This is a genomic window from Halorussus rarus (assembly GCF_003369835.1).
GTDB lineage: Archaea > Halobacteriota > Halobacteria > Halobacteriales > Haladaptataceae > Halorussus > Halorussus rarus.
On record NZ_QPMJ01000004.1, the window covers coordinates 198,075 to 211,587 of the forward strand.

Consider the following 13,513-nt stretch of genomic DNA (forward strand, 5'->3'; position numbering starts at 1 on the left):
GTGGGCCGGAACGCCTAGCGCGCCCGAGGTCGACTCGACGACCGTCCCTTTCGACGCCCGAACCAGAACCCCCTTTCGGGTCCCGTCCTTAGGGCCGGGCGATGGACGACACCGGACCGAGCGAACACGGACGAAGCGGGGCCGACCGCGACGCCCGGCCGCGCGGCGAGTCGGCGGACGCCGCCCGAGACGGCGCCGACCGGGACCGCCGGAGCCGCGGCATCTCCAGGCGGGAGTTCGCCAAGGCCGCGGTGGCCATCGGGGGCGCCTCGGCGCTGTCGGCGTGTCTGGGCCGGAACGGCGGGCCGGACGTGGCCACCGGGCCCGAGGACCTCTCGACGCTGCCCTCGCGCCAGCACGCGTGGAACGAGTTCCTCCCGACCGACGACCACGGCAACGTCGTCGCGCCCCGCCACCGGGTCCTCCTCCTGTTGAACTACGCCGGCGACGGGACGCCGACCGACGCCGACCGCGAGACCGCCGAGTCGGCGTTCCGGAGCCTCGAGCGCGCCTACGAGCGGGGCGGCGACGGCCTGCTGTTCACGGTAGGCTACTCGCCGTCGTACTTCGAGCGGTTCGACGCGCCGCTGCCCGACTCCGTGGACCTCCAGCAGCCCCGGGCGCTCGCCCCGTTCGAGGACCCGGAACTCGACCGCCAGGACGCGGTGGTCCACCTCGCAAGCAACCACGCGTCGGTCGTGCTGGCGGCCGAGCAGGCGCTGCTCGGCGAGCAGTCGACGGTGAACGGCGTCGAGGTGACGGCCGACCTCTCGGGGGTGTTCGAGCGGGCCGACCGCCGGACCGGGTTCATCGGCGAGGGGCTGCCCGCCGACCACCAGGACGTCGACGGCCTCCCCGACTCCGACGCGGTGCCCGAGGACGCGCCGCTCTACATGGGGTTCAAGTCGGGCTTTCGGAAGAACCAGGCCAGCGAGGACCGCGTGACCATCCGGGACGGGCCGTTCGCCGGCGGGACGACCCACCAGCTCTCGACGATCGAGCTCAACTTGGAGCAGTGGTACGAGCAGGACAGCCGGTCACAGCGCGTGAGCAAGATGTTCTGCCCGGTCCACGCCGAGGAGGACCTGGTCGAGGACGCGGGCGACAACCTCGGCGACTCCGCCAGGATGGAGGAGAAGGGCTGTCCCGCCCACTCGGAGGAGCACGCCCGCAAGAAGGGCGTGGTGGGCCACTCCCAGAAGTCGGCGCGGGCCCGCGACGACGACGGCTCGCCGCTGATGATCCGCCGGGACTTCGACTCGACCGACGGCGGCCGGGCGGGCCTCCACTTCGTCTCGCTCCAGCGGACCGTCGCGGACTTCGTCGACACCCGCGACGCGATGAACGGCGAGGACCTCGCCGAGCGGTCGGCGGTCGGGCAGAAGAACAACAACGGCATCCTCCAGTACATGGAGGTGCTCCGGCGCGGGAACTTCCTGCTGCCGCCCCGGGAGCACCGCGCGCTGCCGACGCCGAATCCGGCGTGACGGCCCGATCCTTCCGACCCGCCGCCACTCCGGCTCGCCGCCGACCTGACCCGTGCGAGGAGTAGCCGAAGATATCGCCGCACCGCGAACCTCTTTGTAGGCCGACCTCCCACGTTCCGGCATGCGCAGAGTCAGATTCCGCGACCCCGCGGGCAGCACCAGAGTCGGCGAGTGGACCGACGGCCGGATCGAGGCGGCCGGCGAGACCTACGACGCGGCCGACGTCGCGGTGCTTCCGCCGGCCGAACCGACCAAGATCGTCTGCGTCGGGTTGAACTACCGGGACCACGCCGACGAGCGCGACAGCGAGATCCCCGACCGGCCGCTGCTGTTCCTCAAGCCCCCGAACAGCCTCTCGGCCCACGGCGACACCGTGACCCTCCCCGCCGGGAAGGAGCGCGTCGACCACGAGGCCGAACTCGCGGTCGTGATGAGCGACCAGGCACGTAACGTCTCCGCCGACGAGGCGATGGACTACGTCGCGGGCTTCACCTGCATGGACGACGTGTCGAACCGCGACGACCAGGACCGCGAGCAGAACTGGGTCCGCGGGAAGGCGTTCGACAACGCCGCGCCGCTCGGGCCGGTGCTGGCCACCCCCGACGAGGTCCCCGACGACGCCGCGGTCGAACTCCGCGTGAACGGCGAGACCCGCCAGCGGTCCTCGCGCGACGAGTTCATCTGGTCGGTGCCCGAGCTGATCGAGGAGGTGACGACCTACATGACCCTCGAACCGGGCGACGTCGTCTCGACCGGGACGCCCGCGGGCGTCGCGCCGCTCGACGACGGCGACGAAGTCGAGGTCGAGGTGGAGGGCGTCGGCGTCCTCCGCCACGACGTGCGCGAGCCCTGACGCTCAGCGCGGGTTCGCCGCGCGGTCGTCGCGGGAGGGGCGGAGCGACCGCCCGCCGACGTCGGTGGCGATGGGGAGTTCGACGGCGACGACCGTGCCTCGGGGGTCGTTGTCCGCCACCCGGACGTCGCCGTCGAAACCGGAGACGATTCTGTCGACCAGGTAGAGGCCGATGCCCGTGCCGGGGCTCTCGAGACCCTTCTCTCCCCTGCCGAACACCGTCTCCTTCCGGTCGTCCGGTATCCCCGGGCCGTCGTCCGCGATCCGGACGACCGCCGTCTCCTCGGTCACGGCGAGCGAGACGTCGACCTCGGGGGCGTCGGTGTCGTTGTGGATCACGGCGTTCGTGATGACGTTCAGCAGCGCCGACCCCAGCAGGTCGTTCGCGCGTATCCGCACGTCCGGCAGGTCGGGCGGTACCGCGACGCTCGCCTCGGGGTACGCCTGCCGGACCTGCTCGGCCGTCTCCTCGAGCTCCCGACACAGATTCATCGGCCGCATCTCGTCGTCTTCCAGCATCACGCGCATCAGGTCGGCGACGGTGTCGGTCAACTCGTCGATGTGCTCGGCGTACTCGAGTGCGGTCCGGAGTTCGTCCACGACCTCTTCTCCGAGGTCGTCGCGATCGAGCGCGAGTCTGAGGTACAACGTGACGACGCTGACGTCGTTGGTGACGTCGTGGCGGACGACCCGATTGAGTATCTCGAGCTGGTCGTTCGTTGCCTCCAGTTCGCGCTGGTAGGTGCGCTGCGAGGTCACGTCGTGGGCGGTGAGTACCCACCCGACGGTCGCACCGCCGCGCCGGAGCGGCCGGCGGAACACGTCGAGGTACCGCTCGCGGTCCGGGCCGGCCCGGACCGTCGCCGACTCCAGGCCGTCGCGGAGCGCGTCGTACTCCGGGATGGCGTCCGCCGCGTCGTCCCCGACCGCCGAGCCGAGTCCGAACAGCGACTCGGCGGCCGGGTTGCGGTAGACGATGCGCTCGTCCTCTTCGAGGACGACGATACCGGTCGGGGAGTGCTCGACCGTCGTCCGGTAGGCCAGCGGGAGCGCGCCGAACAGCTTGTACCGGAACACCGCGACCCCGAACGAGACCGCGGTGAAGGCCAGCGACGCCGGAAGCAGGTTGACCCCGACCCCGTCCGGGGGATAGACGTCGGCGAGTTCGAGGTAGACGACGACGGCGGGGGGCACGACGCCGACCAGGAGGAAGCCGGCCTGTTTCCGGTCGTCCCACCGCGACCGGACCGCGTACTGGAGGATGAGCCCGATCGCGAACAGGTCGAGGACGAGACCGTACGCGATCCGGAGCACCGACGCCGGCCCGGACTGGACCTCGATAGTGGTCACGCCGCCGCTCGCGACGAGTCGCCAGTCGATGATGGCGACGGAATTGGGGTTGACGAACAGGAGCAGCAGGGTCACCGACGGCACCGCGAAGAGGGCGGCCAGCGTCGGGCGGGTCAGCCACTCGCTGCGGTCGGTGTAGGCGAGCGCGAACGCGAAGAACAGCGGACTCGCGAACGTGCTCCCGACGTGGAACAGCTTGAACGCGAGCAGCTTGACGGCCGGGTCGAGGCTCAGAACCTTGACCGCCGTGACGATAGTCCACACCGCGATGGCGAGGTTCAGCCCCACGAACGAGAGCACGACCGTCCGCCGGCGACGCCTGCGGGCGTACGCCGCACCGTAGGCCGCCAGGACGGCCGAGACGAACCCGCCGATCAGCATCGGGTAGACGTGTGCGGTGTGTTGCCAATCCATCAGGCGCGTACTCGCAGTACGCCACCAAAAAACCCCGTCATAGTCACCCTGATTCGACCTCGACCCCACTGGCCGCGAGCGAGGGTGTTTTCCCGACGGGGCCCGTCGAGTCGGACGATGACCGACGAGCGCGCGACGGTGACCTGCCCCGACTGCGACCTCGAGGAGACGTTCGACCGGCTCGGGGCGGCCCGGTCCCGCATCGAGACCCACCGGACCGAGACCGGCCACGAGGCGGTCTGGAAACTCCACCGGCTCGATTCGGGCGTCGAGCGCGCCGGCGACGAGGCCGGCGTCTGCGGGCGGCCGGAGTGCACGAACGAGGAGTCGCCGCTCTACCGGGGCGAGTAGTCCGGGCGCGATTCGCCCATCGTCTCGGACGCGCTTTTCGACGCCCGAACCAGAATCCGTATTCGTACGACGCGGCTAGAGCCACCCGATGAGACGACGCGACTTCCTGCGGGCGGGCGCGCCGGTCGGCCTCGCCGGCCTCGCCGGGTGCACGGGGCTGCTCGATACCCAGTCGGCCGCCTCCGGGCAGTTCACCACGGTCGCCGACCGGACGGAGCAGGTGTACTACCCCACCCACGTCGACGGGATGGAGATGGTCGGGATGGGCGGGAAGGGGCGCTACAAGGTCGGGCTGATGTACAGCACGCCTCACGCGTTCTGGAACATCACCGGCACGGACACGAACCTCGCGCAGGTCGGCGAGAGCGTGAGCGCCCACCTGATGGCCATCCTCTGGGACGACCAGACCCGGACCGTGCTGCCGACCGCCAACGTCTCCGCGACCCTCCTGAAGGGCGGCGAGGAGGTCGATTCGCGGCGCCTCTGGCCGATGCTCTCCCAGAACATGGGCTACCACTTCGGCGACAACGTGGAGCTGTCGGGCGACGGGACCTACACCGCCGAGCTCTCCATCGGGGCGATGCAGGCCCGCCCGATGGGCGCGCTGCGGGGCGCGTTCGGCGAGCAGACCGAGCTGGCGGTCGAGTTCGACCACAGCCGCTCGAAGCTCGGCGACGTCTCCTACGAGCCGCTCCCAGACAAGAAGGGGAAGCCGGGCGCGATTTCGCCGATGGACATGCAGATGCCAGTCTCGCAGGTGCCCGAGCGGAGCGACCTGCCGAACGTGCTCGGGACCGGGACCAGCGGCGACGCCGACTTCGTGGCGTTCGCGCCCGACGAGAACCCCCACTTCGTCGCCGACGGCAAGCGGTACCTCGCGGTGTCGCCCCGGACGCCGTACAACCGCTACCCGCTGCCGTTCATGTCGCTGTCGGCGACGCTGAAGCGGGGCGGCTCGACCGTCTACGACGACATCCTCCGGCCCGCGCTCGACCCCGACCTCGGTTACCACTACGGCGCCGCGGTCGACGGCGTGCAGTCGGGCGACTCGCTGACGGTAACGGTGGGCGCGCCGCCGCAGGTCGCCCGCCACGAGGGGTACGAGACGGCGTTCATCGAGATGCCCGCGATGGAGATGACGGTCTGAACCGGCCGAGGGCGGTTCGGTCCCGCGCCGCGGACAGGGACCACCGGCCTACGCTGTCAGCCCCACGACCACGGCGACCGCGAGCAGATTGGCGAACGACAGCATCAGCATCCCCTTCCAGCCGATCTCGATGAGCTGGTCGATGCGGACGCGGGGGACCGCCGACCGCGCCCACTGGGTGAACAGGAAGACGGCCCAGATCTTGGCGGTGAACCAGACGAACCCGGGCAGCACCGGGCCGGCCGGGCCGCCCAGGAAGAGCGTGGCCGCGATGGCCCCGCCGAGGAAGATGTGGACGAACTCGCCGACGTAGAGCAACACGAAGTACACCGACGAGTACTCGGTCATGTAGCCCGCGACGATCTCGGTCGGCGCCTCCGGCACGTCGAACGGGTTCCGCCCGACCTCCGCGAGGTTCGCCACGAGGAACAGAACGAACGCCAGGGGATTCACGAGGGCGTACCACGAGGGAATCGAAACGCCGGCGACCGAGACCAGCGTCGCCCGCTGGGCGGCCACCACCTCGCTGGTCCGGAGCGAGCCGGCGAGCAGCACCACGGAGGCCGCGGTGACGACCAGCGGAATCTCGTAGGCGATGTTCTGGGCGACCGCGCGCAGCCCGCCCAGCAGCGAGTACTTGTTGTTCGACGCGTAGCCCGCCATCGTCAGCCCGAGCGTCGCCAGCGAGGAGACCGCGAAGACGTACGCGACGCCGGTCTCGGGGTCTGCCAGCTGGACGTTCACGCCGAAGAGGCTCCCCATCGGAATCACCGCGAACCCCAGTATCGCCGACAGCGGGACGAGAATCGGCGACACGTCGAACGCCGGCCGGTCGGCGCGGTCGGGGATTATCAGCTCCTTCGAGAGGAAGCGCATCGCGTCGGCCACGATGATGAGCAGCCCCGCCGGCCCGACCCGGTTCGGGCCGATCTTGTCCCAGAACGCGGCCGCGACCTTCCGCTTGGCCCAGGGACCCGCGACAGCAGCGTTGACCATCAGGTAGGTGCCGACGAGGCCCGCCGCGGCGAGCGACGCGAGCGCGGCTTCGAGCGGCCCCATCGGCGCCCACCCGAGCGCCCGGCCGACGGTCTCCGGGAGTGTAGCGGACGGGGCCTCCGGCGGTGTCCCGAAAACCGCGTGTGCTCCGGTCATGTCCGGAGATTGGGAGGCCGAAACGGTAGCCCTGCTGCCGCGCATCCGCGGTGGTTTTAAGCGCTCCCGTCGAACCGCCGCGCATGCGCTACGTCACCGTCGTCGCGCGACCGATCGACGGGGCGCTCCACCCGCTCGACCGCGCGCTCGGGGACGAACCGGCGGTCTCGCGCGAGGCGATCCACCGCGCGGAGCTGCTCGACGACGACACAATCGTGATGTTCGCGGAGGCGACCGGCGACGCCGACCGGCTCCGCGAAATCCTGGCCGACAGCGACCACGTCCTGGACTTCACGGTCACCGCCGACGACGAGGGGCGGCTCTACTCCTACAGCCACTACGACCCCAACGACACGCTCCGGGACCTGCTGCTCCGGCGGCGCGAGCAGGAGCTGGTCGTCCGGATGCCGGTCGAGTACACCGACGACGGCGCGATGCGCGCGACCTACGTTGGCCGCGACGAGGCGTTCCGGGCGGCGATGGCCGACCAGCCCGAGGCGGTCGAGATTGAGATCGAGTCGACCGGCGACTACCACCCGAAGGCCGAGGACCTGTTCGCCCGGTTGACCGCCCGCCAGCAGGAGGTGCTGAAGGCCGCGGTCAGGCTGGGCTACTACGAGAACCCACGGGAGGCGACCCACGAGGACGTCGCCGAGGCGGTCGGCCTCTCGTCGGGGACGGTCGGCGAGCACCTCCGGAAGGTGGAGTCGGCGGTGCTGAAGCGGCTCGTGCTCTGAGCTCCGCCTCGACGCGCCGGCGGCTTGCGTTACTCCTCGACCTCCTCGGCGTCCATCAGCGCGAAGAGGTCCTCGTAGTCGTCGGGGAGCTGCGCGCGGACCTGCTCGATCTCGCCGGCCGAGACGAGCTCGCTGACGAGCCCGAACACGACCTTCCCGTAGTAGGCGGCGTCCGACCGGTCGACGTTCGCTCGGTCGGCCACGCGACCGACGAACTCGTCGTAGTCGAACCGCTGGCCCGAGTCGGCCGACTCGAGGTAGTAGTCGACCTCCATCGGCAGCGACGCCGCCAGGTCCTCGGCCTCGCCGGCCTGGAGCCGCTCGGCGAGCGACTGGAGCACCGCGCGGGTCGCGCGGACCGCGCGGCCGGTGTCGGGCAGTTCGAGTCGGTGCTGGACTTCCCCCATGAAGTCGTCGTACTTCATGCGCGGGCCTACCACGGTCGTCCGAAAATACGTGTCGGTGGGTTCCCGGTCGCCGGGAACCACCGGTGCGTTCTTGTCAACCTGCGGCGAACGGGAGGGTATGTACGACCGCATCCTCGTCCCGACCGACGGCAGCGACCAGTCCGAGCGGGCGTTCGAGCAGGCGCTCGACCTCGCGCTGACCTACGACGCCGAGCTCCACCTCCTCAACGTGGTGGACGTGTCAGCGCTGGCCGGCGAGTTCGACGCCGTGACCGTCGTCGACTCGCTCGAAGAGAGCGGCCGCCAGCTGACCCACCGCCTCCGCGACCGCGCCGAGGAGGCGGGCGTCGAGACGGTCGAGACGCTGGTCCGCGAGGGCGTCCCGTACTCGACTATCCTCGACTACGCCGACGACAACGACGTCGACCTCGTGGTGATGGGGACCCACGGCCGAACCGGGCTCGACCGTTATCTGCTCGGGAGCGTCACCGAGCGCGTGGTTCGCAAGAGCGACGTGCCGGTGCTGACGGTCCGGGGCGAGTCGGACCGCGACGACGCGTAGCCGGTCACGTCTCCGCCGGTGCGAGCGCTACCCCGGCAGGAAGACGTTGATGGCGGCCACGACCAGCCCCGCCAGTCCCATCCGGAACGCCGCGACGTACCACCGCTGGCCCGATATCGAGCCCATGTAGGCGCCGAACGACGCCAGCAGGCCGACCCCCAGCGCGACCGCGACCGCGGCGGCCTGCGGGAGCGTGAACAGCGCGCCCTCGAAGACGAACGGCAGTAGCGGAATCAGGATGCCGATGAGCGGCCCGATGCCGCTGGCGACGGCGTGGACCGTGCGGGCGCCCTGCTGGCGTCGCTCGAACTCGGTGTCGTCGAGGTCGCTCAGCATCGCGCGCTCGGTCCGCCGGATCTCGGCCTTCGTCTCGGCGCGCTCGATCTCCCAGACGCTCCAGACGCCGGAGGTGCCCAGCCCCACCGCCGCGCCGACGCCGATCTTGACGACCGCGAACCCGTCCGGGACGCCCGAGAGCACCGCGCCGATGACGACGCCGATGCTGGTCAGGGTCCCGTCGAACCCGTTCGAGACGAAGTACCGCCGGGAGATGGCGCGGACGTCCTCCCGGCCCAGCAGGTCGAGGAAGCGGCGGAGCGAGACCACGCTAGTCCTGCGGGGTCGACCGCTCCTCGACGACGTACTCGCCGGCCGCCGCCTCGTCTATCGAGTGGAGGCTCCCGCCCACGTCCTCGATGGCCTCTTCGAGCCGGTCGGCCGAGACCTCCTCGCCCTCGACGGTGAGCTTGACGTTCTGGACCTCCTTGTCGAGTTCGATGAGCGAGACGCTCGCGCCCGCGACGCCCTCGACCCCGGCCATCCGGCGGGCGAACGCCGCCAGCGAGGGTTCGTGGGGCTTCAGCACGTCGGCGACGATTCGACGAATCGGTGGCATCGTCGGGACTCACGGTTCCGACTCGCAAAGGTCTGGCGCACGTCGGGTTCCCGCGGACCGGGAATCGCCCCGCCCTTTTCCGTCGCTCCGACGCGAAAACCGAGGTATGTACGACAGCATCCTCGTGCCCGTCGACGGCAGCGAGCAGTCGAGTCGCGCGCTCGACCACGCGGTCGGCCACGCCGAGACCTACGACGCCGCGGTCCACCTCCTGTTCGTGGTCGACGTGGCGTCGCTGCCCGCCGAAGTGGACGCCGCGCCGGTCGCGGAGAGACTCGACACCTACGGCGAGCGCATCGTCGCCGGCGCGGCCGACCGCGTCGGGGCCGCCGACGTCGACCGGATCGAGACGGCGGTGGTCCCGGGCGTCCCGCATCAGGCTATCCTCGACTACGCCGACGACAACGACGTCGACCTCGTCGTGATGGGGACCCACGGCCGGACCGGGCTCGACCGCTACCTGCTCGGGAGCGTCACCGAGCGGGTCGTCCGGCGCTCGCCGGTGCCCGTGCTCGCGGTCCGTACCGACGAGGCGGCCGCGGCGAGCGGGGAGTAGCCCGCCGTGTCAGTGCGGGGAGGGCTCGGCTCCGGCCCGGCTCCGACCACGTCGGCGAGATCGGCGAGTTCGTCGACCAGCAGCTGGTCGCGGTCGTCGAGCGTCACGATGCCCGCGAGGGCCCACCGTCGGACCGCCCTACTCCTCGGCCGGTTCCGCGGCCGCCGACTCGCCGTGGTCGATCTCGGTCCCGAGCACGTCGAGGAACTGCGAGAGCCACTCGACGTGGTCGCTCCAGTCGCGCCCCGTCACGAGGTTGCCGTCGGTGGTCACGCCGTCGTAGTACTCGCCGCCCGCGCGCTCCACGTCGGCTTCGAGCGCGCTGTACGCCGAGCAGGTCCTGCCCTCGACGACGTCGGCCGCCGCGAGAATCTGGGCGGCGTGACAGATGGCGGCGACCGGCTTGTCCGCCTCGAAGAAGTGCCGGACCGCGTCGAGCACCTCGTCGTGGGTCCGGAGGTACTCGGGCGCGCGCCCGCCGGGCAGCACGAGTCCGTCGTACTCCGCGGGGTCGACCTCGTCCATCGACGCCGTGAGCTGGAAGTTGTGGCCCCGCGACTCCACGTACGTCTGGTCGCCCCGGAAGTCGTGGACCGCTGTCTTGACGGTGTCACCTTCTTCCTTCTCCGGGCACACCGCGTCGACCTCGTGGCCCACGGCCTGGAGGGTCTGGAAGGGTACCATGATCTCGTAGTCTTCGCCGAAATCGCCGACTATCATCAGCAGTTGCTTGCCGGACATAGGTCTCTCTCGAAGGAAATACGGCGCAAGAGGGAATATAGGTGCCGCCGTCGAGAGAACAGCGCGTCGCAACAGCTACCGGGCAACTCGTCGATAGAACGGTCCGCGTCAGCGTTCGACTGACAGCCTTCGACTGTCGGCGCGCGCGGCGAAGAACCGTCGGATTACGCCGCCACCGAACCGCTCTCGGAGGCCTCGAGCAGCTCGTGGTAGCGGTTCCGGATGGTGACCTCGCTGACCTGCGCGACGTCGCTGACCTCGGCCTGCGTGACCTTCTCGTTGGTCAGCAGCGGGCCGGCGTAGACCGCGGCGGCCGCGAGGCCGACCGGCGACTTCCCGCTGTGGATGCCTTGGCGCTTGGCGTTCCGGAGCAGTTCACGGGCCCGGCGCTCGGACTCGTCGGAGATGCCCAGTTCGCTGGCGAACCGCGCGACGTAGTCCTCGGGGTCGGCCGGCTGGATCTGGAGGCTGAGCTCCCGGACGATGTAGCGGTACGTCCGCTTGAACTCCATCTCGTCGATGCGGCTGACGTTGGCGACCTCGTCGATCGACCGGGGCGTCCCGGTCTGGCGGGCCGCGGCGTACAGCGACGCGGTGGCGACGCCCTCGATGGAGCGGCCCGGGAGGAGGTCCTCGTCGAGCGCCCGCCGGTAGATGACCGACGCGGTCTCGCGCACGTCCTCGGGAAGGCCGAGTGCGGAGGCCATGCGGTCGATCTCGCCGAGGGCCTGCTTGAGATTGCGCTCCTTGGAGTCGCGGGTGCGGAACCGCTCGTTCCACTTGCGGAGCCGCTGCATCTTCTGGCGCTGGCGACTGCCGAGCGACTTGCCGTAGGCGTCCTTGTTCTGCCAGCCGATGTTGGTCGACAGCCCCTTGTCGTGCATCATCTTGGTCGTCGGGGCGCCGACCCGGCTCTTCTGGTCCTTCTCGCTGGCGTCGAACGCGCGCCACTCCGGCCCGCGGTCGACGTTGTCCTCGTCGATGACGAGACCGCAGTCGCTGCAGACGGTCTCGCCGTGCTCCTCGTCGGAGGTGACCCGCCCGCCGCACTCGGGGCAGATCTGCTCGTCCTCGCGCTCGCTCGCCGGCCGCTCGTCCTCGTCCGTTCGCTCTGTTACGTCGGTCTGTTCGTCGTAGCTCTGGATTCGTGTACTCGTCATGGTTGGATGGGGCTGTTGAGGCCCGGAGAGGGAGAAAACCTAAATAACCTCCGTGCCTCGCTTCCTAACCAACAGTAAGGCCGACAACTACTTAAGCATTTCGCTGCCGTGCGTATTGTTTGCACGCAGAGCCGGCAGATTCGGCCGGGAACGCCCACCTATACGCGTGCGCTGAACCGCCAAAATTAGGACGGTTATCCCGGTGGAGTCGCCGTTCTTCGGACTTACAGATTTCGGGATTGTATTGTGATATCGAACCAATTCTATTCTCGGGTCGACCACCGGAAATGGACGTATCCGTCACCCATTCGCGAACGGACGCGACGTCCGGGCCCGCTCCGTCAGCGGTCGAGGTACGCCATCGCCTCCTCGTCGGAGATCTGGTCGAACGACCGGTAGAACTGGCCGACGGCGCTGAAGTGCGGCGGCGTCTCGACGGCCACGACGTCGTCGGCCTCGGCGCGGAGGCGCTCGACGGCGTCGGGCGACCCGACCGGCACGGCGAGGACGACGCTGTCGGCCCCCGCCGCCCTGACCTGCCGGAGCGCCGCGATAGTGGTCGCTCCCGTGGCGAGACCGTCGTCCACGACGACCACGCGCTTGTCCGCGAGGTCCGGCAGGTCGGCCGTCCCCCGGTAGCGTTCGAGTTTCTCGCGCGCGGCCTCGGTCTCCGCGTCGCGTTCGCGCTCGACGTACGCCTCGTCGACGCCCAGTTGGTCGATGAGGTCCTCGTTGCGCCACAGCGACCCGTCGCTGGCCACCGCGCCGATGGCGAGTTCCGGGCTGTCCGGCGCGCCCAGCTTCGAGGCGACCACCACGTCGAGCGGCGCGCCGAGCGCGTCCGCGACCGCCCGCGCGACCGGCAGGCCACCCCGGGGTATCCCCAGTACCACGTCGGCCTCCACGTCGCGGTCGGCGAGCAGGTCGGCGAGCTGTCGTCCGGCGTCGGTTCTGTCCTTGAACATCGTCCCCCGACCGGAGACGCGGCGCCGTCGCGCTTAAACCTACCCGCGGGCGACGAGCTGACCACTGTCGACGCGGAGACGACTGAGAAACTGAACGACGTGCTCGCCGTGGCCGACCGCACCGAGCCGGTCCGGATCGGGAGCCGGGAAGCGGCGATGGTCGAACGCATCTGAGCGCCGGACTGTCGAAACGGGCCGCCGGATCGGGCTCGGCTACCAGACCATCTGGCCGTCGTCCTCGGTGTTGCCGACGTACAGCAGGTGGGCGAACGGTACGAACGCGATGAACTCGCCGCTCTCGTCGAAGAGTTCCACGCCGCTGTCACCGACCTCGTAGTCCTCGCACTCGATCTGCTCGCCGTCCGATATCTGGGCCTTGAACATCCGTGGGTACTCCCAACGCCGACCGGCAAATGAGTGTCGGTGGAACGTCCGCGGCATTCCGCTGGCCGGGCTACCAGCATCCGTATATCCGCGAGTACTCACCGATTCATGTCTAAGAGCATATCATTAGCAAGGTGTGGTCGTGAAGTTGGGCCGAGAAATAATCTTACTATCTTATCTGTAATAGTGATAGATTTCTGTTTCCCCCACGAGCAAAAACAGCCATTCTACCCAACAATTCATTTCTAATAAATTCTATATAAAATATACGTCGCTGCGTCGGTTCTATGAGGAACAGACGGAGTTTCAAGACCGGTAGAATAGATAGCAGTAAGACTAACCACCACTGAAT

Annotated in this window: 16 protein-coding genes; 7 read left to right on the forward strand and 9 right to left on the reverse strand. The window is 69.4% G+C overall.

From position 1 onward, the window contains the following. The first annotated feature begins 101 nt into the window (after positions 1 to 101). Together DVR07_RS19600 and DVR07_RS19605 are read left to right on the forward strand one after the other, a co-directional pair. Positions 102 to 1,487 carry a Dyp-type peroxidase gene (locus DVR07_RS19600; protein WP_240147636.1) on the forward strand — a complete coding sequence of 462 codons (1,386 nt, stop codon included), beginning with the start codon at positions 102 to 104 and terminating at the stop codon, positions 1,485 to 1,487. 121 nt (positions 1,488 to 1,608) lie between these two features. After that, positions 1,609 to 2,340 (forward strand): fumarylacetoacetate hydrolase family protein, encoded by a 732-nt coding sequence (locus tag DVR07_RS19605; protein WP_115799011.1) that lies wholly within the window; start codon positions 1,609 to 1,611, stop codon positions 2,338 to 2,340. 3 nt (positions 2,341 to 2,343) lie between these two features. Here DVR07_RS19605 and DVR07_RS19610 read toward each other — a convergent pair whose 3' ends face one another. Further along, on the reverse strand, positions 2,344 to 4,104 hold the full coding sequence (locus tag DVR07_RS19610; RefSeq protein ID WP_115799012.1) for a histidine kinase N-terminal 7TM domain-containing protein: 1,761 nt from the start codon (positions 4,102 to 4,104) through the stop codon (positions 2,344 to 2,346). 117 nt (positions 4,105 to 4,221) lie between these two features. On the opposite strand from DVR07_RS19610, the gene DVR07_RS19615 reads away from it, so the two are divergent. Further along, positions 4,222 to 4,455 carry a DUF7542 family protein gene (locus tag DVR07_RS19615; protein ID WP_115799013.1) on the forward strand — a complete coding sequence of 78 codons (234 nt, stop codon included), beginning with the start codon at positions 4,222 to 4,224 and terminating at the stop codon, positions 4,453 to 4,455. Positions 4,456 to 4,543: 88 nt separating this feature from the next. After that, positions 4,544 to 5,602, forward strand: coding sequence for an iron transporter (locus DVR07_RS19620; protein WP_115799014.1), 1,059 nt, complete (start codon positions 4,544 to 4,546; stop codon positions 5,600 to 5,602). A 48-nt stretch (positions 5,603 to 5,650) separates the two neighbouring features. On the opposite strand, the gene DVR07_RS19625 is transcribed toward DVR07_RS19620, so the two are convergent. Then, positions 5,651 to 6,754, reverse strand: coding sequence for a complex I subunit 1/NuoH family protein (locus tag DVR07_RS19625; protein WP_115799015.1), 1,104 nt, complete (start codon positions 6,752 to 6,754; stop codon positions 5,651 to 5,653). Between the two features lie 83 nt (positions 6,755 to 6,837). On the opposite strand from DVR07_RS19625, the gene DVR07_RS19630 reads away from it, so the two are divergent. Next, positions 6,838 to 7,491: a helix-turn-helix domain-containing protein gene (locus DVR07_RS19630; RefSeq protein ID WP_115799016.1), complete on the forward strand. Its 654-nt coding sequence runs from the start codon at positions 6,838 to 6,840 to the stop codon at positions 7,489 to 7,491. A 29-nt stretch (positions 7,492 to 7,520) separates the two neighbouring features. Here DVR07_RS19630 and DVR07_RS19635 read toward each other — a convergent pair whose 3' ends face one another. Continuing rightward, positions 7,521 to 7,916 carry a DUF2267 domain-containing protein gene (locus DVR07_RS19635; RefSeq protein ID WP_115799017.1) on the reverse strand — a complete coding sequence of 132 codons (396 nt, stop codon included), beginning with the start codon at positions 7,914 to 7,916 and terminating at the stop codon, positions 7,521 to 7,523. A gap of 100 nt (positions 7,917 to 8,016) precedes the next feature. Between DVR07_RS19635 and DVR07_RS19640 the strand changes: the two genes are divergently transcribed. Then, positions 8,017 to 8,460: a universal stress protein gene (locus DVR07_RS19640; RefSeq protein WP_115799018.1), complete on the forward strand. Its 444-nt coding sequence runs from the start codon at positions 8,017 to 8,019 to the stop codon at positions 8,458 to 8,460. A 27-nt stretch (positions 8,461 to 8,487) separates the two neighbouring features. Here DVR07_RS19640 and DVR07_RS19645 read toward each other — a convergent pair whose 3' ends face one another. Together DVR07_RS19645 and DVR07_RS19650 are read right to left on the reverse strand one after the other, a co-directional pair. Further along, the gene (locus tag DVR07_RS19645) at positions 8,488 to 9,066 is read right to left on the reverse strand and encodes a VIT1/CCC1 transporter family protein (RefSeq protein ID WP_115799019.1); all 579 of its coding nucleotides are present in this window, start codon (positions 9,064 to 9,066) and stop codon (positions 8,488 to 8,490) included. A 1-nt stretch (position 9,067) separates the two neighbouring features. Next, positions 9,068 to 9,355, reverse strand: coding sequence for a DUF211 domain-containing protein (locus tag DVR07_RS19650; protein ID WP_115799020.1), 288 nt, complete (start codon positions 9,353 to 9,355; stop codon positions 9,068 to 9,070). Positions 9,356 to 9,461: 106 nt separating this feature from the next. On the opposite strand from DVR07_RS19650, the gene DVR07_RS19655 reads away from it, so the two are divergent. Then, complete coding sequence (locus tag DVR07_RS19655; RefSeq protein WP_115799021.1) at positions 9,462 to 9,911, forward strand: universal stress protein; 450 nt, start codon at positions 9,462 to 9,464, stop codon at positions 9,909 to 9,911. A 138-nt stretch (positions 9,912 to 10,049) separates the two neighbouring features. Here the strand turns inward: DVR07_RS19655 and DVR07_RS19660 are convergent, their stop codons facing one another. The 4 genes from DVR07_RS19660 to DVR07_RS22245 all read right to left on the reverse strand — a co-directional run bounded on the left by DVR07_RS19660 (position 10,050) and on the right by DVR07_RS22245 (position 13,161). Continuing rightward, on the reverse strand, positions 10,050 to 10,652 hold the full coding sequence (locus tag DVR07_RS19660) for a DJ-1/PfpI family protein (RefSeq protein WP_115799022.1): 603 nt from the start codon (positions 10,650 to 10,652) through the stop codon (positions 10,050 to 10,052). A 164-nt stretch (positions 10,653 to 10,816) separates the two neighbouring features. Next, complete coding sequence (locus DVR07_RS19665; RefSeq protein ID WP_115799023.1) at positions 10,817 to 11,812, reverse strand: transcription initiation factor IIB; 996 nt, start codon at positions 11,810 to 11,812, stop codon at positions 10,817 to 10,819. A 341-nt stretch (positions 11,813 to 12,153) separates the two neighbouring features. After that, the gene (locus DVR07_RS19670; RefSeq protein ID WP_115799024.1) at positions 12,154 to 12,777 is read right to left on the reverse strand and encodes a phosphoribosyltransferase; all 624 of its coding nucleotides are present in this window, start codon (positions 12,775 to 12,777) and stop codon (positions 12,154 to 12,156) included. Between the two features lie 213 nt (positions 12,778 to 12,990). Further along, positions 12,991 to 13,161 (reverse strand): hypothetical protein, encoded by a 171-nt coding sequence (locus tag DVR07_RS22245; protein ID WP_165881775.1) that lies wholly within the window; start codon positions 13,159 to 13,161, stop codon positions 12,991 to 12,993. Positions 13,162 to 13,513: the final 352 nt, after the last annotated feature.